The 18,698-nt window shown below is 68.5% G+C and carries 19 protein-coding genes; 9 read left to right on the top strand and 10 right to left on the bottom strand.

Annotated features, from left to right (window positions below; translation table 11 throughout):
- Positions 1 to 113: 113 nt before the first annotated feature.
- Positions 114 to 2,579: an RNA polymerase sigma factor RpoD gene (gene rpoD / locus E7V67_008370; protein ID WUR15106.1), complete on the bottom strand. Its 2,466-nt coding sequence runs from the start codon at positions 2,577 to 2,579 to the stop codon at positions 114 to 116.
- A gap of 521 nt (positions 2,580 to 3,100) precedes the next feature.
- Between rpoD and E7V67_008365 the strand changes: the two genes are divergently transcribed.
- The 4 genes from E7V67_008365 to E7V67_008350 are packed head-to-tail and all read left to right on the top strand — an operon-like array spanning position 3,101 to position 6,338.
- The gene (locus E7V67_008365) at positions 3,101 to 3,640 is read left to right on the top strand and encodes a ProQ/FinO family protein (GenBank protein ID WUR15105.1); all 540 of its coding nucleotides are present in this window, start codon (positions 3,101 to 3,103) and stop codon (positions 3,638 to 3,640) included.
- Positions 3,640 to 4,299 (top strand): 3'-5' exonuclease, encoded by a 660-nt coding sequence (locus tag E7V67_008360; GenBank protein WUR15104.1) that lies wholly within the window; start codon positions 3,640 to 3,642, stop codon positions 4,297 to 4,299. The genes E7V67_008365 and E7V67_008360 overlap by 1 nt, the downstream gene beginning before the upstream one ends.
- 48 nt (positions 4,300 to 4,347) lie before the next feature.
- Entirely contained in the window at positions 4,348 to 5,058 is a 711-nt protein-coding gene (locus tag E7V67_008355) for a c-type cytochrome (protein ID WUR15103.1), read from the top strand.
- Entirely contained in the window at positions 5,055 to 6,338 is a 1,284-nt protein-coding gene (locus E7V67_008350) for a cytochrome c (protein ID WUR15102.1), read from the top strand. The genes E7V67_008355 and E7V67_008350 overlap by 4 nt, the downstream gene beginning before the upstream one ends.
- Before the next feature lie 79 nt (positions 6,339 to 6,417).
- Here the strand turns inward: E7V67_008350 and E7V67_008345 are convergent, their stop codons facing one another.
- Positions 6,418 to 7,044: an SAM-dependent methyltransferase gene (locus E7V67_008345; protein ID WUR15101.1), complete on the bottom strand. Its 627-nt coding sequence runs from the start codon at positions 7,042 to 7,044 to the stop codon at positions 6,418 to 6,420.
- Between the two features lie 189 nt (positions 7,045 to 7,233).
- Between E7V67_008345 and E7V67_008340 the strand changes: the two genes are divergently transcribed.
- Positions 7,234 to 7,992 (top strand): head GIN domain-containing protein, encoded by a 759-nt coding sequence (locus tag E7V67_008340; GenBank protein ID WUR15100.1) that lies wholly within the window; start codon positions 7,234 to 7,236, stop codon positions 7,990 to 7,992.
- A 135-nt stretch (positions 7,993 to 8,127) separates the two neighbouring features.
- Here the strand turns inward: E7V67_008340 and E7V67_008335 are convergent, their stop codons facing one another.
- Genes E7V67_008335 through E7V67_008325 form a run of 3 tightly spaced genes read right to left on the bottom strand, consistent with a single transcriptional unit; the run spans position 8,128 to position 11,313 of the window.
- On the bottom strand, positions 8,128 to 10,392 hold the full coding sequence (locus E7V67_008335) for a TonB-dependent receptor (protein ID WUR15099.1): 2,265 nt from the start codon (positions 10,390 to 10,392) through the stop codon (positions 8,128 to 8,130).
- A gap of 10 nt (positions 10,393 to 10,402) precedes the next feature.
- Positions 10,403 to 10,855 carry a copper chaperone PCu(A)C gene (locus tag E7V67_008330; GenBank protein WUR15098.1) on the bottom strand — a complete coding sequence of 151 codons (453 nt, stop codon included), beginning with the start codon at positions 10,853 to 10,855 and terminating at the stop codon, positions 10,403 to 10,405.
- Positions 10,856 to 10,893: 38 nt separating this feature from the next.
- Complete coding sequence (locus E7V67_008325; protein ID WUR15097.1) at positions 10,894 to 11,313, bottom strand: DUF2946 domain-containing protein; 420 nt, start codon at positions 11,311 to 11,313, stop codon at positions 10,894 to 10,896.
- Positions 11,314 to 11,414: 101 nt separating this feature from the next.
- Here E7V67_008325 and E7V67_008320 point away from each other — a divergent pair, with 101 nt between their 5' ends.
- Entirely contained in the window at positions 11,415 to 12,533 is a 1,119-nt protein-coding gene (locus E7V67_008320) for a serine hydrolase domain-containing protein (protein WUR15096.1), read from the top strand.
- Between the two features lie 7 nt (positions 12,534 to 12,540).
- Here E7V67_008320 and E7V67_008315 read toward each other — a convergent pair whose 3' ends face one another.
- Complete coding sequence (locus E7V67_008315; protein WUR15095.1) at positions 12,541 to 13,083, bottom strand: YaeQ family protein; 543 nt, start codon at positions 13,081 to 13,083, stop codon at positions 12,541 to 12,543.
- A gap of 15 nt (positions 13,084 to 13,098) precedes the next feature.
- Positions 13,099 to 13,968, bottom strand: coding sequence for a formyltetrahydrofolate deformylase (gene purU / locus E7V67_008310; protein ID WUR15094.1), 870 nt, complete (start codon positions 13,966 to 13,968; stop codon positions 13,099 to 13,101).
- Positions 13,969 to 14,157: 189 nt separating this feature from the next.
- Here purU and E7V67_008305 point away from each other — a divergent pair, with 189 nt between their 5' ends.
- From E7V67_008305 to E7V67_008295, 3 genes are all read left to right on the top strand, one after another.
- Positions 14,158 to 14,766 carry a hemerythrin domain-containing protein gene (locus tag E7V67_008305; protein ID WUR15093.1) on the top strand — a complete coding sequence of 203 codons (609 nt, stop codon included), beginning with the start codon at positions 14,158 to 14,160 and terminating at the stop codon, positions 14,764 to 14,766.
- Between the two features lie 172 nt (positions 14,767 to 14,938).
- Positions 14,939 to 15,256: a KGG domain-containing protein gene (locus E7V67_008300; GenBank protein WUR16246.1), complete on the top strand. Its 318-nt coding sequence runs from the start codon at positions 14,939 to 14,941 to the stop codon at positions 15,254 to 15,256.
- Positions 15,257 to 15,554: 298 nt separating this feature from the next.
- The gene (locus E7V67_008295) at positions 15,555 to 16,094 is read left to right on the top strand and encodes a DNA starvation/stationary phase protection protein (GenBank protein ID WUR15092.1); all 540 of its coding nucleotides are present in this window, start codon (positions 15,555 to 15,557) and stop codon (positions 16,092 to 16,094) included.
- A 162-nt stretch (positions 16,095 to 16,256) separates the two neighbouring features.
- Here E7V67_008295 and E7V67_008290 read toward each other — a convergent pair whose 3' ends face one another.
- The 3 genes from E7V67_008290 to modB are packed head-to-tail and all read right to left on the bottom strand — an operon-like array spanning position 16,257 to position 18,411.
- Complete coding sequence (locus tag E7V67_008290; GenBank protein ID WUR15091.1) at positions 16,257 to 17,066, bottom strand: TOBE domain-containing protein; 810 nt, start codon at positions 17,064 to 17,066, stop codon at positions 16,257 to 16,259.
- A complete protein-coding gene (locus tag E7V67_008285) occupies positions 17,063 to 17,740 on the bottom strand; it encodes an ATP-binding cassette domain-containing protein (GenBank protein WUR15090.1) in 678 nt (225 codons plus the stop codon). The genes E7V67_008290 and E7V67_008285 overlap by 4 nt, the downstream gene beginning before the upstream one ends.
- Entirely contained in the window at positions 17,737 to 18,411 is a 675-nt protein-coding gene (modB, locus tag E7V67_008280; GenBank protein ID WUR15089.1) for a molybdate ABC transporter permease subunit, read from the bottom strand. Before modB ends, E7V67_008285 begins: the two co-directional genes overlap by 4 nt.
- Between the last annotated feature and the right edge of the window lie 287 nt (positions 18,412 to 18,698).

Genomic DNA, 18,698 nt, shown 5'->3' with positions numbered 1-18,698 from the left:
CCTCCAATGTGGCGGAAATGATAACGCAAAAAAAAACCCGTGACAGTCACCGGTTTTTCAACCGGGTGACTGGCACGGGTTCCGCCCTCGCGGGGAAGATCAGTTCTGCAGGATCAGTTCTGAGTCAGGAACGTCTTCAGCTTGTCCGAACGCGAAGGCTGGCGCAGCTTGCTCATCGCCTTCGCCTCGATCTGGCGAATCCGCTCGCGCGTGACGTCGAACTGCTTGCCCACTTCTTCCAGCGTGTGGTCGTTCGACATCTCGACGCCGTAACGCATGCGCAGCACCTTCGCTTCGCGCGGCGTGAGCGAATCCAGCACTTCCTTGATCACGTTGCGCATCGAGGCGTGCAGCGCGGCGTCCAGCGGCGCCAGCGTGGTGTTGTCCTCGATGAAGTCGCCCAGCTGCGAATCGCCGTCCTCGCCCATCGGCGTTTCCATCGAAATCGGCTCTTTCGCGATCTTCATGATCTCGCGCACCTTCGATTCCGGCATCTCCATCTTGACGGCCAGGGTCGCCATGTCCGGCTCGCTGCCCGTCTCCTGCATGATCTGGCGGCTGATCCGGTTCATCTTGTTGATCGTCTCGATCATGTGCACCGGCACGCGGATCGTGCGCGCCATGTCGGCGATCGAGCGCGTGATGGCCTGGCGGATCCACCACGTGGCGTAGGTGGAGAACTTGTAGCCGCGGCGATATTCGAACTTGTCCACCGCCTTCAACAGGCCGATATTGCCTTCCTGGATCAGGTCGAGGAACTGCAGGCCGCGGTTGATGTACTTCTTCGCGATCGAGATCACCAGGCGCAGGTTGGCCACCGTCATTTCACGCTTGGCGTGACGGGCGCGCTTCTCGCCGGCCGCCATCTGCTTGTTGATCTTGCGCAGGTCGGCCAGCGGCAGCGCCACGCGCTCCTGCAGGTCGATCATCTTGTTCTGCAGTTCCTTGATGGCCGGGACGTTGCGGCCCAGGACGATGCTGTACGGGTGGCCCGCGTTCACTTCGCCGTCGACCCAGTCCAGGTTGCACTCGTTGCCCGGGAAGACCTTGATGAAGTGCGCGCGCGGCATGCCGCAACGGTTCACGCACAGCTCCAGCACCGCGCGCTCGATCGAACGCACCTGTTCCATCTGGCCGCGCAGGGTGTCGCACAGTTTTTCCACGACCTTGGCCGTGAAGCGGATCGACAGCAGCTCGGCCGAGATGATGCCTTGCGCCTTCTGGTAGGCGGCACTGCCATAGCCGGCCTTGCGCATCTTGTCGTACTGCGCCGAGATGACGGCGAAGCGCTCCAGCGCGTCCGACTTCAGCTGCGCCAGCTGTTCGGTCGAGAAGCCGGCCGCGCCGCCATTGGCGTCGCCGTCCACTTCCTCTTCCTCTTCCAGCTCTTCCTCTTCATCGTCGTCGCTGGCCGCGACGGCGCGCGCCGGGGCGACCGGCGCCGAGGTTTCTTCCGGATCGACGAAGCCGTCGACCACGTCGTCCACCTTCATCTCGTCGCTTTCGATCTTCTCGGCCAGCGTGACGATCTCGCCGATCGTGGTCGGGCAGGCGGAGATCGCCTGGATCATGTCGCGCAGGCCTTCCTCGATGCGCTTGGCGATCTCGATCTCGCCTTCACGCGTCAAGAGCGCCACGGCGCCCATCTCGCGCATGTACATGCGCACCGGGTCCGTGGTGCGGCCGAAATCGGAATCGACGGTGGACAGCGCCGTCGCGGCGGCCGCTTCCACTTCGTCGTCGCTGGCGGCCGTGGCCACGCTGTCCGACAGCAGCAGGCTTTCCGCGTCCGGCGCGCGCTCGTAGACGGCGATGCCCATGTCGTTGAACGTGGCGATGATGCCTTCGATCGCTTCCGGATCGACGATGTTTTCCGGCAGCTGGTCGTTGATCTCCGCATAGGTCAGGAAGCCGCGCTCCTTGCCCATGTTGATCAGGTTCTTGAACTGCTGGCGGCGCTTTTCCAGGTCTTCCTGCGACATGCCCGCTTCGCTGCCCAGCGCGTCCAGGCCCTTGGCCTTGCGCTCGCGCGCCTTCGACGCGGCCTTCAGTTCGGCGCGCTCGACGGCGTTCAGTGCCGCCACTTCGTCGTTCTCGGGGGTGAACTCGCTCGGCTTGCGGCCGCGGCGGCCCGGTACCTTCACGGACGGCAGCAGGTAGCCGGAGGTGTCGATCGACGCCAGGGTGGCCGCATCGGTCACCTGGCTGACGGCGGCCGGCGCGGTCGGCGGCAGCGCAGGGTCGGCAGCCGCGCCGGCGGCGGCGGACTTGTCCAGCTTGGCCTTGCGCACGCGCACCACCGGCGCCTTCGGCGCGGCCGGGGTGGCTTCGACGGTGGCGGAGGCGACATCGGCCACGGCGGCGGCCTGCGTCTCGACGGCGGCAGGCGCAGCCTCGGCGCCCGGCACGGCGACGAGGCGCGCGCGCGTGGTCTTCTTCACGACGGTCACTTTGCCGGCAGCCTCTTGCGCATTGTCGATCACATAAGATAAGGTCGTCTTAGGAACAGCCAGCGGAGCCGCTTCGGTACGCGGTTTTTTGGCGGACAGCGTTAAGGTTTTCGGCGTTTTCGTCGTCATCAAATATCTCTCGGTGCCCTGCCCGCAGGCGGGCACGGCGCAAGTGAACAATCCATCGCGGCCGCAAGTCGCGGCCCCGCTGGCACGTAGTTGGGGATCATCCGGAATGAAAAAAGCCCGCAAGCGATGAACTTGGGGCTTGGGCGCCGCGCGGGCAGCCGCGTCATGCGCGCTACCGGTACGTGGCTTCAATCCGGAACAGTCACGATTCAGAGCAAAAGAAGAGCGGGCACATGCCCGGCCGATGTCGGCGCTGTGGCGGACGGTCCGGTCCGCATGCGGAAAACCCCGTGCGGGGGACCGCGCAAAACTCTATACAAACAACTCTGCCAATCTGAATCCGCACCGCCATCACTCTGGTGCGTCGGTCATTATACACGGTTTCGCGACGGTTTTACATGAGGCCACCTGATATTCGGCGGCAAAGCACCCTGGCAAAAATGCCATGATGACGGAAAATGCAACGCGTGCGCCGCGCTCGCGTGGTATGCTGACGCCTCTTAGCTTAACCTGTGAAGTCGATGAACACTAGCCTTACCTCCCAGTCTGCCGAGAGCGCCGCCGACATGGAAAACACCGCGTCCGAACAGCCGACGCAATCCGATGCTGCCGAGGGCACCACGGCGCCTACCGGCGCTCCCGCCGCGCCCGCGCCGGCCGGCGCCACCAGCGCCCGCGCACTGCTCAAGCAGCTGCAGCAGCAATTCGTGCCCTTCCGCGACTGCCTGCCGCTGTCGATCGGCATCGACAAGCAGATCCTGGCCCAGATGCCGGGCATCGACCGCAAGCTGATGCGCGCCGCGCTGGGCATCCACACCGGCTCGCAACGCTACCTGCGCACGATGGAAAAAGCCACCGTGCGCTACAACCTGGACGGCAGCACGGGCGCGGAAGTCACCGACGTGCACCGCAAGCACGCCAAGGACACGCTGCAGGAACGCTTCCGCAAGGAAGCCGAACGCAAGAAGGCCGAGCGCGAAGCCGCCGCCGCCGAGGAAGCCAACCGCCGGCGCCAGGAAAAGCTGGAACAGCTGACCGCGAAGTTCTCCCGCAAGGGTTGATGACTGCGCTGGCCCACTCTGCCGTGCCGGGTACACCGCTGCCGCCCTACCACGGCATTGCCCTGTCCGCCGTGCACCTGGTGCACACGGCGGCGCAGGCTCAAGCCGCGCGTGAGGCCCTGCTGTCGGCCGACATCGTCGGCTTCGACACCGAATCCAAACCCACCTTCGTCAAGGGCCAGAGTTCGGACGGACCGCACCTGGTGCAGTTCGCCACCGACACGCACGCCTGGCTGTTCCCGATCGGCGCCGATGCGTCGGCCGTGCTGCCCGCGCTGAAGGCGATCCTGGAAGACGAAGGCACGCTGAAGGTGGGCTTCGGCCTCTCGGACGACATGCGCCGGGTGCGCGCCAAGCTGGGCATCGAGCCCGTGCGCGTGGTGGACCTGGCGGTGGCGCTGCGCACACCGGGCCAGAAGCACGACCTGGGCGCGAAAAGCGCCGTGGCCCGGTTCTTCGGCCGCGCGCTGCACAAATCGAAGAAGATCTCGACCACCAACTGGGCCGCCGCGCGCCTGACGGACAAGCAGATCCTGTACGCGGCCGACGACGCCCAGGTGGCCCTGCGCATCTGCCGCCATTGGCTGGCACTGGGCAATGTACTGCCGCCGCCGCGCGCCCCGAAGGCACCGCGCCGGCGCAAGACCGTGGAGACGTAGGCCGCCGTACAACGCCGCCGTACAACGCTGTTCCCGACTGGAGTTGCCATGCCCGGTTTGCATCGTTCGTTGTTGCCAGCGCTGGTGCTGTCCGGCGCCGCCTTGCTCCCCGCGGCCACGGCCGCCCCGCCCGACACCCTGCGGCAGCGCCTGGCCCCCTGCCTGGCCTGCCACCAGGCGCCCGACCGCAACGACGCGTTCTTCCCGCGCATCGCCGGCAAGCCGGAAGGCTATCTTTACAACCAGCTGCGCAATTTCCGCGACGGCCGCCGCCAGTTCCCGATGATGACGTATATGGTCGACCAGCTGCCCGACCCGTACCTGCGCGAGATCGCCGGCTGGTTCGCCAACCAGCATCCGCCGCACCTGCCGCAACCCGCCATCAACGCCACGCCGGCCCAGCTGGAACGGGGCCGCACGCTGGTGCTGCGCGGCGACCCGGCCCGCAAGGTGCCGGCCTGCGTGGCCTGCCACGGCCAGGCGCTGACAGGCGTGGCGCCTGCCATCCCGGGCCTGGTCGGCCTGCCGCGCGACTACATCAACGCCCAGTTCGGCGCCTGGCGCAACCAGGTGCGCAAGGCGCAGGCGCCCGACTGCATGGCCACCGTGGCAAGCCGGCTGGCCGAGGAGGACGTGGCGGCCGTCTCGGCCTGGCTGGCCAGCCAGCCGGTGGACGACGCGGCCCGCCCCGCCACCGCATTGCCCGCGCCGTTGCCGCTGGCCTGCGGCGGTGTGCCGGCGCAGGGAGGCAAGCCATGAAGAAGCGTGTCGCCCTGCCCTTGGCGCTGACTGCCCTGCTGCTGGCACTGCTGGCTGGCCTGCTGTGGCCCCGGCACGACGCGGGGCCGCCGCCCAGCGCGGCATTCCAGGCCCTGCCGCTGTCGGAGAAGATCGCGCGCGGCGCCTACCTGGCCCGGGCCGGAGACTGCATGGCCTGCCACACGGTGCGCGGCGGCGCGCAGTATGCGGGCGGGCGCGCGCTGCAGACGCCGTTCGGCGCCGTCGTCGCGCCCAACATCACGCAGGACGTGGCGACCGGCATCGGCGCCTGGAGCGCGGACGACTTCTGGAACGCGCTGCACAACGGCCGTTCGCGCGACGGCCGGCTGCTGTACCCGGCCTTCCCCTATCCGAACTACACACTGATCACGCGCGACGACGCGGACGCGCTGTACGCCTACTTCAAGACCATCCCGGCGGTACGCCAACCGAACGCGCCGCACCGGCTGCGCTTCCCGTACGACCGCCAGGTCGCGCTGGCGGCCTGGCGCGCGCTGTACTTCCGCCCCGCCACCTTCCGCCCCGAGCCGGCCCGTCCGGCGGACTGGAACCGCGGCGCCTATCTGGTGCAGGGCCTGGGCCACTGCAGCGCGTGCCACAGCGCGCGCAATGCGCTGGGCGGCAGCAGCGACGAGCTGGCGGGCGGCCTGGTGCCGGTGCTGGGCTGGTACGCGCCGGCGCTGACGTCGGATGCGGAAGCGGGCCTGGGCGACTGGCCCGTGGCCGACATCGCGCAGCTGCTGCACACCGGGGTTGCGCCGCGCGCCACCGTGTTCGGGCCGATGGCCGAGGTGGTGCGCGAAAGCCTGCAGCACCTGGCGCCGGCGGACGTGCGCGCCATGGCCGTGTATCTGAAGGCGCTGCCGCGCGCGGCCGAGCCGGCGCCGCCGTACCAGCGCTCGAATGCCCCGGAGGCGGTGGCGTTCCTGCAGGCCGGCGCGCGGCTGTACGACAAGCACTGCGTGGATTGCCACGGCGCCGACGGCCGCGGCGCGCCGCCGCACTATCCGCCGTTGGCGGGCAACCGTGCGCTGACGATGCAGGACGCGGTCAACCCGATCCGCATCGTGCTGAACGGCGGCTTCCCGCCCGGCACGCGCGGCAATCCGCGGCCGTACGGCATGCCGCCGTTCAGCCATGCCTTGAACGACGTCGAGGTGGCGCAGGTGGTGTCGTACCTGCGCAGCGCCTGGGGCAACGATGCGGCGCCGGTGACGAGCGCGGACGTGAATCGTTACCGGTCCGTACCGCTGGAGTGACCCCAGGTGACAGGCACCGATCTGGGCGCCTCCGGCGCCCAGATCGGTGCCTGTCACCACGGGTTTTCAAACGCCGCGTTCATCGCGGATAGACGAACCCCGTGCGGATATCCATCGGCACCAGCCGCCCGCCATCGCGCACCATCAACCGCTGCGGCGGCTCGTCGCCGGCCAGCGCGCCCGGCTTGACCAGCAGGCCCTCGCCCTTGCGCACCAGCGGATCGCAGCGCTCGTAGACGTTGGCGCAGCCGGTAGCGGCCAGCAGCGCCTGCACGATCGGCACTTTCCACAACTCGACACCGCCGGCGTTGAACTGGCAGACCAGGTAGCCCGCCGTCCCGCCGTAGGCGTGCACGACGAGGCCAGGCAGTCCATCCTTCTCGCCATCGACCAGCTGCACCAGCGCCTGCGGCTCGGCGGCTCGCGCCTTGCCGGCGACGGCCGCCTGCACGCGCCGCTTCATCATGGCGTGATCGACCGGCTCGTCCTCGCGCAGGGTCCACACGCGCGCTGCGATCTGCGACTTGGCGTTGTAGGCGGCGCGGGCCAGGAACTGGCGCGCCGACGACTGCACGATGGCGGTCGCGCCGGGGCGGTTGCGCTCCTGCGGCTTGCCGTCGACCTTCTCGATCGCGGACGGGTAGATCCAGGGGTCGCCGGACAGCAGGCTTTTTTCCTTGCCCTGTTTGATGGTAATGATCAGCATGGGTGACTTTCATGAGGGGACGCGCATCATACCTGACTGCGATGACTGCCCGGTTGTCGCTGCCGCTGCATTCTGCACCGCCCCAGTGCATTCTGTCCCACCCTGGCCGCAATCCGTCGCACCGCACATGCGCCGCGCGCCGCCCTGCTCTACGATGCAGTCATCGCCACATCGCACCAGGAGAACGCCATGACCACCGCCCTGCCCCGCCAGCTGATCGCCACGATTGCCCTGCTCGTTCCGCTGGCCGCGCCGCACGCCTCGCCGCTGGGCTGGCTGACCGGCAGCGAAAAAGTGCAGGGCAGCGGCAAGATCGTGCAGGAGACGCGCCAGGTGGGTCGCTTCCACGGCGTCGAACTGGCGCTGCCGGGCAATGTCGAAGTGCGCACGGGCAGCGACGGCCCGATCAGCATCGAAGGCGATGACAACGTGCTGCCGCTGGTCGAGACGGTCGTCGAGAACGGCGTGTTGCAGATCCGCCCGGCGAAGAAGAGGCTGCGCCTGGATGCGCGCCGCCTGAAGCTCGTGGTACCGGCCCGCGAGATCGACAGCCTGGGCGTGTCCGGCTCCGGCAGCATGAGCGCGGACAAGCTGCACAGCCAGAAATTGAAACTGGAACTGGCCGGTTCCGGCACGCTCGACGCCACGGGCATCGAAGCCCGGGAGGTGACGATCGAGGTGGCCGGCAGCGGCAAGCTGCAGGCAGCTGGCAACACCGAAAAGCTGGAGGCCTCGGTAGCCGGTTCCGGCCACGCCGACGCGGCCCGCCTGGCGGCACGCCAGGTCGAGGCGGACGTGGCCGGCTCCGGCCAGGTCATGGTCACGGCGCGCCAGTCGCTGGCCGGCAGCGTGGCCGGCTCCGGCACCGTGTCCTACTACGGCGACCCGCAGGTCAGCCGCTCCGTGGCCGGCTCGGGCACCGTGCGCCGCGTCGGCGACGCCCGCTGATTTCTCCCCTTATCCAGGTCGCGCAGCAGCGCTGGCGCCGTTGCGGGCCTGAACTTTCAAACCCGTGGTGACAGGCACCGATCTCGCGGTCGAAGACCACGAGATCGGTGCCTCTCACTAGGGGTTACGTCACTTCTACAAGTCGAACTTCAGCTCGGCCACCACCGTACGCTGGGTGTAGGGATGAAACGCCCAGTATTTCTCGGCGCCCAGGTTGTCCACGCCCAGCGCGCCGCTCCAGTGCGCGTCGAAGCGGTAGCGCAGCCGCAGGTCCGCCACCAGGTAGTCCGACACCCCCATGTAGGTCTGGCCGTTCGGGTCGCTGTTGTCCAGCGAACCGTACTGGCGGCCGCTGTACCGTGCGCCCAGGGTACCGGTCCAGCGTTCGCCGAAACGGTAGGAGGCCAGCGCGTTGGCGCGCCAGCGCGGCACGCGCGGCTGGCGCTTGCCCACCGAAGCCGGCAGCGCGTCGTTGGCGACGATGCGCGAGTCGGCATACGTCAGGCTGCTTTGCAAGAACAGGCCGCGCGACCACACATCCTGCGCCTGCTGCGCCAGCTCCAGCCCCTTGGTACGGATGCGGCCCACGTTCTGCACCGTGTTGACGGTGGCTGTCAGCGGCTGCGAGTACAGCGCGTCGCGCGTGCTCTCGTGGAACAGCGTGGCGCGCAGGCTGCCACTGCTCGTGAGCCGTTCGGCCGTCAGCTCGCCGGTCCAGGAGCGCTCGGCGCGCAGGTTCGGGTCCGTGTTGACGATGCGCTCGTCCACGATCGAGCCCTGGAACAGCTCCGCGGCCGTCGGGTTGCGCACGGCGCGCCCGCCTGATGCCTTGACGGTCCATTCGTCGCTGGCGCGCCAGGCCAGCGCTGCCTTGGGCGACCAGCTGGTCTCGCTGCGCGCACCGAACGGCAGCAAGCCACCGCCGGCCGCGGACAGCTCGCCGCCGAAGGCACGCCAGCGTTCCAGGCGCGCGCCCAGCGTCGCCTTCCACGCCTCGTCGATGCGCCACGTGTCCTGAGCGTAGAGGCTCTCCAGCCGGGTTTCGCCGTTGAAGGTCGACACCGGCCGGCCGGAGGTGCCGCCGATCCAGTCGGCGCTGTTGACGACGCGCGTGCGCAGCTTCGCCGCGTCGCGCTGCACGCCGATGTCGATCACATGTGCGCCATCGGGGCGCCAGGTGCCCTTCAGCGCCGTCGTGTTCCAGCCGCTGCCGTGCATGTCCGTGACGTTGCCGGCGCCGGGGCTGTCCGGCCCCGCCACGAAATCGGTCGCCACGCGTGCCCGGTCCTTGCGGTAGTCGTAGCGGCTGTACGCCACTTCCCAGTCGAACACGTCTTTCGCATGGCGCTTCAGCGACAGCCCGTGCATCAGGTGCTCCAGCTCGCCCCGCGCGGGCGCGAAGTCGGACGGCAGGAGCTTAAAGCGCCGCCCGTCCACGGCGATGGTGCCGCCGGTGACGGCGTTGCCGGCGCCGTCGCGCAGGTAGGACTCGCTGCGCCGCTCGGCATCGTTGTGCCACCAGCCCAGCGTGTAGCTGGCGCGCAGCACGGGCGAGACGTCGTATGCCAGCTTGACCTTGGCATGGTCCTGCACCGTGTGCACCTGGTTGGTCGCGCCCAGGATCAGCCAGTCGCGGTTGGACGGATTGCGGTCGGCCAGCGCCCCCGTCACCGCGGTGGCCGCACCGGTGCCCGTCCCGGTGGAAACGAGCTTGTTGGCGAAGCCGATCGGCTGGCCGTCATTGTCCAGGCGCGACACGTCCAGCCACCACGAGAAGGCCCCGCTGCGGTCGCCCAGCGCCGCGCTGGCCTGGCGACCGTAGTAGTTGTCGCGCGTGGCGTATTGATCGAAGTGCTGCGCAAAGCCGGAAACGCGCACGTGCCCCTCGAGCTTCTTCGGCATGCGCGTCTGGTAGTCGACCACCGCCCCCACCGAATTGCCGGGATAGGCGGCCGAAAACGGGCCGTACAGCACGTCCACGCGCTCGATCTCCTCCGGCGTGACCATGCCCCAGCGTGGCGTGTAGCTGGCGCCGTTGCCCAGCAGGTTGGACAGCAGGATGCCGTCCGCGTACACCAGCGAACGGGCGCTGTTGCCGGTGCCGGAGGCGCGGCTGGCCAGCACCGCGTGGTCGTAATCGCCCGCGAAGCGCTTGCGCACGTTCAGGCTGGGCAGGTATTTCAGCGCGTCCTCGCTGTCGGTGGCGTTGATGCGCTCCTCGAGCTGCGCCGCCGTGATGCCCTCGATCGTGGTGGGGATCTGCGCCGGCAGCGACGTGGGCCGGCCGCCGTTGACCATTACCACGTTCATGGTCTGGGCCTGCAACGGCGCCGACGACAGGATCGTCAGGCCGAGCGCCGCCCTTGCCGCCGCGGCGGCAATCTTGCGTTGGGTTTGCATGGGGCCTCCGTCAGTGCGCGGCGTGCGGACTGTAGGTCAGGGGCCGCACGGGCACCTGCACATCGACGTCCGTGCGCTTGCCGTCCTTGGCCTCGACCACCAGCGTGAGAGGAACGCTCTCCCCTTCCTTCAGCTGGCGCTTCAGGCCCATCAGCATGACGTGGTAGCCGCCGGAGGCCAGTTCGACCGGTTTTCCGGCCGGCAGATCGATGGCGGCCACGGGCGCCATCATCATGCGGTTGTTCTCCATCGACATGCGATGCAGCTCGGCCACGTCGGCCACGGGGCTGCGCACGCCGACCAGGCGCGCGTCCTGCTTCGACTGCAGGCGCATGAACGCGCCGGAGGATTTCGCGGCCGGGACGGTGGCGCGGGCCCACGGTTCGGTCACGCTGACCTGGGCGATGGCGGGGATGGCGACGGCGGCCAGCACGGCCGCGGTCAACTTCAACAATTGCTTCATGCTTGACTCCGAAAATGTGTGGAAAACGCGAACACAGATCAGGCGTCGACGGGCGGCCCGCGCGGATGCGCGGCCACCCAAACCTCCAGCGGACGGGGGGCGTGATAGAACAGGAAGGGCCGCTCGGCCGGCAGCGCGGCGAACGGCAATGGCAGCAGCGGCGCCGGCGGCAGGCCGAGCGCGCCGGCATGGGCCAGGCAGTAGCCGCAATCGGTCATCGGTACGACATCGTCGGCCGGCGGCGGGAGCGGACGGTTGCGGTCCGTCAGGGCCAGGAACGTGGCCTGGTCCAGCGTGCCGTGCCCCGTCAGGCGGGTGCCGTCGTTGCGGCAGATTTCCCAGGCGGGCCGGCCCTCCGCCAGCGCCAGCGCGTGTGACACGGCGGGCGCGAGCGCGTTCAGCAGGATCGCGCCACAGGCGATCCAGATGCTCAGCAGGCGGCGGGCGCGGGGTTTCATGGCGACGATTATAGTCCGGCCTGGCCGGTGTGTCGCGCGCCAGGCCTGCTGCAAAATGCCTAGGCAGGCGGTAAGATGCCGGGCTCGAAGAAAGGAACGCCATGCCTGACCATCCCGATACCGTCATCGACCGCGCCATCGAACGCCACAAGATCGTCGGCGCCGTCGTGCTGGCCGCGCGCGGCGGCGAGATCGTCTACCAGCGCGCCGCCGGCTGGGCCGACCACGACGGCGGCCGCGCCATGACACAAGATGCGCTGTTCCTGTATGCGTCGATGACGAAGCCGCTGGTGGCCACCACCGCGCTGCGCCTGATCGAACAGGGCTTCCTGCAACTGCACGACCCGGTGGCGCACTGGCTGCCGGACTTCCGCCCCGCCCTGCCCGACGGCACCGTGCCGGACATCACCTTGCACCACCTGCTGACGCATACCGCCGGCCTGTCGTATGCGTTCATCGAGGCGGAGGACGGCCCGTACCGGCGCGCCGGCGTATCGTCCGGACTGGACCAGCCGGGCCTGGCCCTGGCGGAAAACCTCGCGCGCATCGCCGCCGTGCCGCTGGCGTTCGCGCCGGGCACGGGCTGGCGCTATTCGGTGGCGATGGACGTGCTGGGCGGCGTGCTGGAAGCGGCCAGCGGCAAGCCGCTGCCGGCATTGGTGGAACAGTATGTGACGGCGCCGCTGGCCATGCCCGACACCGGCTTCGCGGTGACGGACCCGGCCCGGCTGGTGGTGCATTACCTGAACGACAAGCCGCGGCCGCGGCCGATGGAGGACGATGCCGCCACCCGCTCGGGCGTGGGCATCGCCCGCTTCGCGCCGCGACGGATCTTCGACCCCGCCTCGTATCCGTCCGGCGGCGCCGGCATGGCGGGCAGCGCGCCGGACTTCCTGCGTTTCGTGCTGGCGCTGCGCGACACCAATCGCGACGTGCTCGACATCGCCCGCATCGACCGCACCGGCGCGGCGGCGGCCACGCAGGGCGCCGGCTGGGGCTTCGGCTACCTGGGCGCCGTGCTGGTCGACCCGGCGCCGACCCACACGCCGCAGCACCCCGGCACGCTGCAGTGGGGCGGCGCCTACGGCCATTACTGGTGCTACGACCCGGTGCGCGACCTTGCCATCGTCAGCATGACCAATACGTCGTTCGAAGGAATGTCCGGCACGTTCCCGCGCGACCTGCGCAATGCGCTGTACCGGACCTTTGCGGGGTCATGACAAACCTTTAGCGCTCGCTCTTCCAGACCTCGCGCTCGACCTGCACGGTCTCGACGCCGTCGGTCAGCCAGATCTGGCCGTCCTGGATCGTGCACTGCAGCTGCATCGTGCGCTGCGCCATCTTCTCCAGCGCCGCCGTGGCCTCGGCCGGCAGGTTGACGACCGAGAGGTTCTTGGCCCGCTCGACCTTGCCCGCGATGTTCTTCCACCAGATCGGGCTGGCCGTGCTGTAGCAGTACACGATCACGTGCTCGGAGCGCCCGCAGCCCTTCAGGATGCGGCGCTCTTCCGGCTGGCCCACCTCGATCCACAGCTGGATCGCATCGGTCAGGTCCTTGTCCCACAGGTCCGGCTCCTCGACGTCGAACATGCCCTTGGTGAAGGCCAGCGAGTCGTTGGCGTGGATGGCGAAGGCCAGCAGCCGCACCATCATGCGTTCGTCCGTCTCGGACGGGTGGCGCGCCAGCGTCAGCGCATGGGTGCCGTAGTAATTGCGGTCCATGTCCGCGATGGACAGTTCCGCCTTGTAGATCGTTGCCTTGAGTGCCATTGAAATCGGATTGGTTTATTTGAAGATGACGGTGCGGTCGCCGTTCTGCAGGATACGGTGCTCGACGAACCACTTGACGGCGCGCGCCAGCACCACGCATTCGACGTCGCGGCCGATGGCCGACAGCGTCTCCGCGTCCATCGCGTGGTCGACGCGCTCGACGTCCTGCTCGATGATCGGACCTTCGTCCAGGTCGCCCGTGACGAAGTGCGCGGTGGCGCCGATCAGCTTGACGCCGCGCTTGTGCGCCTGCGCATACGGCCGCGCGCCCTTGAAGCTGGGCAGGAAGGAATGGTGGATGTTGATCGCCTTGCCCTTCAGCCGCGCGCACAGGTCCGGCGACAGGATCTGCATGTAGCGCGCCAGCACGACCAGGTCGATCTGGTGCGTCTCCATCAGCTCGACGATGCGCGCTTCCTGCGCCAGCTTGGCCGACTCCGGCGCGCCGGTGGCCAGCGGCAGGTGGTGGAACGGGATGTTGTAGCTGGCCGCCAGCTGGTAGAAGTCCATGTGGTTCGACACGATGGCCGGAATCTCGACGGGCAGGAGGCCGCTCTTGTAGCGGAACAGCAGGTCGTTCAGGCAGTGGCCGATTTTCGAGACCATCAGCAGCACGCGCGGCTTGGCGTGCGCGTCATGCAGGTTCCAGTCCAGCCGCAACGCCTCGCCCAGCTGGGCGAATTCGGCGCGCAGCGTGGCGTCGCCGATGGCCGCGTCCTCCGCGGCGAAATGCACGCGCATGAAGAAGCGCTCGGTCTCCTGGTCGCCGAACTGGGCGGAGTCGAGGATGTTGCAACCGTGTTCGGCCAGGAAGCCGGAAACCCGGTGCACGATACCGCGCTGGTCGGGGCAGGAAAGCGTCAGGATGTATTCGGGGTGCGTCATGGCCGTGCTCGGTTCTTGTCAGGTCATCAATAAGGGACAGTATTGTCGCACGAACGGCGCGGCCGGCGGCAAAGCGCCAGCCGGTCGGCCGAGCGGCGCGCCCCTCCAATGGCAATACTTCTATACTGGACCGACGACACCAGGCAGCTGCCGCGCCATGCGGCGATCAACCTTTTCAAGGAGCCACCCATGAGCAACGAAGCCGACAAGAACGCCATCGACCTGCCGACGGCGGACGACCATCCCGCCGCCCGCATGCCGCGCGCGGAACATTCCACCGTCAACGATGCCGTCGCCCTGCTGACGAGCGACCACGACAAGGCCAAGCAGCTGTTCCGCGAATACGAGCGGCTGGCCCGCATCGGCGACATCAGCCTGAAGGCCGACCTGGCGCTGCAGATCTGCATGGAACTGACGATCCACACGCAGATCGAGGAAGAACTGTTCTACCCGGCGTTCCGCAACGAAACCGGCGAGGACGAGCTGGTGCGGGACGCGATCCAGGAGCATGCCGAGGCGAAGGAGCTGATCGCGCACATCCAGGGCATGTCCGGCGACGACCAGGACCTGGACAGCACGATGGCGCTGCTGCGCCGTGCCATCGAGCATCATGTCACGGAAGAAGAGCGCGAGATGTTTCCAAAGGCGCGCCAGTCCGATGTCGACCTGACGCGGCTGCGCGAGCAGCTGGCCGACCGCAAGGAGCAGCTGGAGCACGACATGGGCGCGGCGCCGCTGCGCAGCGGCACGCGCGAGGCGGTCGGCGAGCGCTCGGCGGTGGGCAAGGCCGATTCCTGAACTCGCCCGCGACCGGCGGAACTTAAGCCGGCCCCCCTTCTCTAAACAAGCGGAGCGGCGCAATGCCGCTTCGCGGGCCGGGCATGTCGTCCGGCCCGCAATCTTGCGAGAGGGGTGGAACATGGCTACAAATCAGGTCGATCAGGGCCGCGGCACGGACGCGGGCAGCAATATGAACAGCAGTGCCGGCAGCGGCAACAGCCAGCGCGCCGACAGCGGCACGGGTCAGAAAAGCACCGCCAAACGTGGTTTTGCCGCGATGGACGAGGCCACGCAGCGCCAGATCGCCAGCAAGGGTGGACAGGCCGCGCACCAGAAGGGAACGGCACACGAGTTCGACTCCGAGGAAGCACGCCGCGCCGGCCAGAAAGGCGGCGAGGCGGTCAGCCGCGACCGGGAACACATGGCCGAGATCGGCCGCAAGGGTGGCGAAAGCCGCCAGTCCGCCAACCGCAGTGCCCGCCAGGGCGCCAAGGAAGAAAAACGCTGACGCCAGCAATCATGCCGGGGCCGGCCATTCCGGCCGGCTTGCGCACGTCCCGTCGTCGCATCCGCCCCGTGCCGGGGCGGTGCGGCGTCCGGGCCGCATGTCGCCGGTTCATTGCCGGGTCGGCAGCGCTCCCGCCCGGTGCCCGATCAACGATGGCGAAGCCGCATTCCGTCTGCCTTTAGAGGGAGGCTGGCCCTTCCGGGGGTGGGCGCACCGTTCAGGACGTGTTTTTATTGTCTGCGATACAATGAATTTCAGATTCATTCACTACTGAACACTCACAAACGAAGAGGCAGACATGAACGAACAATACGACAAGCAATCGAATGAACAGAAGTCCGAGCGCAACCCGGTCGACGCGCTGAAGACCCCGACCGACCTGGGCAAGAAGGCCCGCAAGGACGTGGCCGAAGGCCTGAACGCCCTGCTGGCGGACACGTTCGCGCTGTACGTCAAGTGCAAGAATTTCCACTGGCACGTGAGCGGCCCGCACTTCCGCTCGCACCACCTGCTGCTGGACGAGCAGGCGGCCGCGATCTACGCGATGCTGGACCCGATCGCCGAACGCGTGCGCAAGCTGGGCGGCACGACGATCCGCTCGATCAAGCACATCGCCTCGCTGCAGCGCATCCAGGACAACGACAAGGAATTCGTCGACGCGACGGCGATGCTGGAAGAGCTGCGCAACGACAACCAGGCGCTGGTCAAGTCGATGCGCGAGGTGCATGAGGTATGCGACGAGGACAACGACATCGCCACCGCCAGTCTGCTGGAGAACTGGATCGACGAAGCCGAGGAACGGATCTGGTTCCTGTTCGAGTCCACCCGCGGGGCTTGAGCAGTTGGGGTCTGTCCCCGCAGGGGAGCGCAGCAGGGGTTTCGAGGAGCATGGCTCCTCGCCTGCGTAGCGGTGCCGGCATGCAGGCCGGCACCATGACCCCGAAGTTCGGCTTCGCTGACCAATAAGCAAACTTCAGGGTCAGTCCCGAAGGGACCGACCCTATACCCCGACAATCACGCTGCTGGCCTTGAACACGGCCGTAGCCTCCATCCCCTCGCGCAGCTCGAGCGCTTCCTCGCTGTCCCGCGTCACCGTCGCACCGACCGTGCCGCCGCCCGCCAACGCGATCGTCACGTCCGTATTCACGGCCCCCGCGCGCACGCGCGCGATCGTGCCCGTCAGCCGGTTGCGGGCGGACAAGCGGCCGCCATCGCCCTCTACCGCCACGATGATCGACGACGCCTTCACCAGCGCGAACGCCGCCACACCGGGCGCCAGGCCCAGGCTGACGGTGCTGTCGTGCGTGACGATGGCAACGATCCGCTGGCCGCCGACGATGGCCAGCGTGACCTCGTCGTTGACGGCGCCGGGCACCAGCTTCGTGACGGTGCCGGCGAACTGGTTGCGTGCGCTGGTCTTCATGGTCATGTTCCTCATCAGGTCGAGGTCGGGCAGTGCCATGGCCAGGCCGTCGTGCTGGCGGTCCAGGTAGTCGACGAAGCGGCGGTGCGCATCCTCCAGCCGGCGAAAGTTCTCGACCAGTTGCGCGCCGCGTGGCGTCAGCCGGGTGCCGCCACCGCCCTTGCCTCCCGCCAGCCGCTCCACCAGCGCGGTGCCGGCCAGGTTGTTCATCGTCTCGACGGCGTCCCACGCCGCCTTGTAGCTCATGCCCACGGCCTTGGCGGCCTGCGTGATCGAACCGTGCGCGCCGATCGCTGCCAGCAGCGCCATGCGGTCCGGGCCGCCCAGGTGCTGGCCGTCCGTCGTCAGCCACAGCTTGCCCTGCAAGGCCAGCTTGCCGGCGCTCACAGGAAGCGCTCCCCGACGATGACGCCGTCCGCCATCGTCAGCACCTGGCCGCCGAAGTGGGCCGCGTCGTCCGGATCGTGCGTGATCAACAGCATCGGAATGTCCAGCCGGCGCTGCAGGGCGTCCAGCTCGGCGCGCATGCGCACGCGCAGGGCCGGGTCGAGCGCCGCGAACGGCTCGTCCAGCAGCAGCGCGGCCGGTTCCGCCACCAGCGCGCGCGCCAGGGCCACGCGCTGGCGCTGGCCGCCGGACAGCTGCTCGGGCGCCTGCTGCGCCACGGCGTCCAGCTCGAACGCGTGCAGCCAGTAATCGACGGCGGCGCTGTCGCCGCGCCGCGGCGGATTGCGCCAGCCCCGCTGCAGGCCGAAGGCGATGTTCTGGCGCACGTTCAGGTGCGGGAACAGCGCGTAATCCTGGAACAGGTAGCCGACCCGGCGCCGCTGCGGCGACACGTCGATGCGCGCGGCGCGGTCGAACAGCACGCGGCCGGACAACTCGATGCGGCCGGCATCGGGCCGCGTCAGCCCGGCGATGGCTTTCAGCATCTGGCTCTTGCCCGCGCCCGAGGCACCGTAGATGACGACGCGCTTGCCCGCCGCGGCGAAGCGCGCCCGCAGCTGGAACGTGCGCGCGCCCGAGCGCAGGGTGCTGGCGATGTCGACGTGGATGCTCATGCTGAGACGCTCCGGCCGGGCGCGAGCCGGCTGGCCAGCACGAGCACCAGCACGCAGGTGGCGGACGTGATCAGCACCAGCAAGTTGGCCGTGTCGTCCTGCCCCGCCTGCACGGCTTCGTAGACGGCGATCGACAGTGTCTGCGTGCGGCCGGGAATGCTGCCGGCGACCATCAGGGTGGCGCCGAACTCGCCCATCGAACGGGCGAAGGCCAGCAAGGTGCCGGCCAGGATGCCGCGCCAGGCCAGCGGCAGGGTCACGCGCAGGAACACGCCGATCTCGGAGACGCCCAGCACGCGCGCGGCCTGCTCCAGTTGCACGTCCACCGTCTCGAACGCCGCGCGGGCGCCCTTCAGCACCAGGGGAAAGGCGACGATGGCGGCGGCGATGACGGCCGCCTGCCACGTGAAGATCAGGTTGATGCCGAAGCTGTCGTGCAACCAGCGGCCCAGCGGGCCGTTGCGGCCGATGACGACCAGCAGGTAGTAGCCCAGCACCGTCGGCGGCATCACCATGGGCAGGGTCAGCAGCGCATCGAGCAACTCGCGGCCGGGAAAGCGGGCGCGCGCCAGCAGGTAGGCCACGCCCATGCCCAGCACGAGATCGATGCCGGTGGCCCACAGGGCGACCTTCAGCGACAGGCCCAGCGCGGTCAGTGCCGGTTCGGTCATGGCTGGCTGGCGCGGCTGACGGGCCAGGCGGAAGGCGCGAACGTGAACGGAAGACTGGACATGGTGAACAGCAAGCCTGGTTAATGAAAGCGCAATATACCTGATTATATAGCGGGGCGCTGTAGTCACTTCGGCCGAGCGCGGGCAGCCGGGGCGCCCAGCCGATTGGCTCGCGGCGCCATTGCCCGGATTGCAACAACGCTGCTAGAATCGATCGTACCCGACCGCCACCATCCCCGGCCGTCGTCCTGCTGCGTCGCGCTCCCGCCGGGAGCCGGCCGCCGCCA

This window comes from [Empedobacter] haloabium, assembly GCA_008011715.2.
Lineage (GTDB): Bacteria > Pseudomonadota > Gammaproteobacteria > Burkholderiales > Burkholderiaceae_D > Rugamonas > Rugamonas haloabia.
This window is presented reverse-complemented; position numbering and strand designations above follow the sequence as displayed.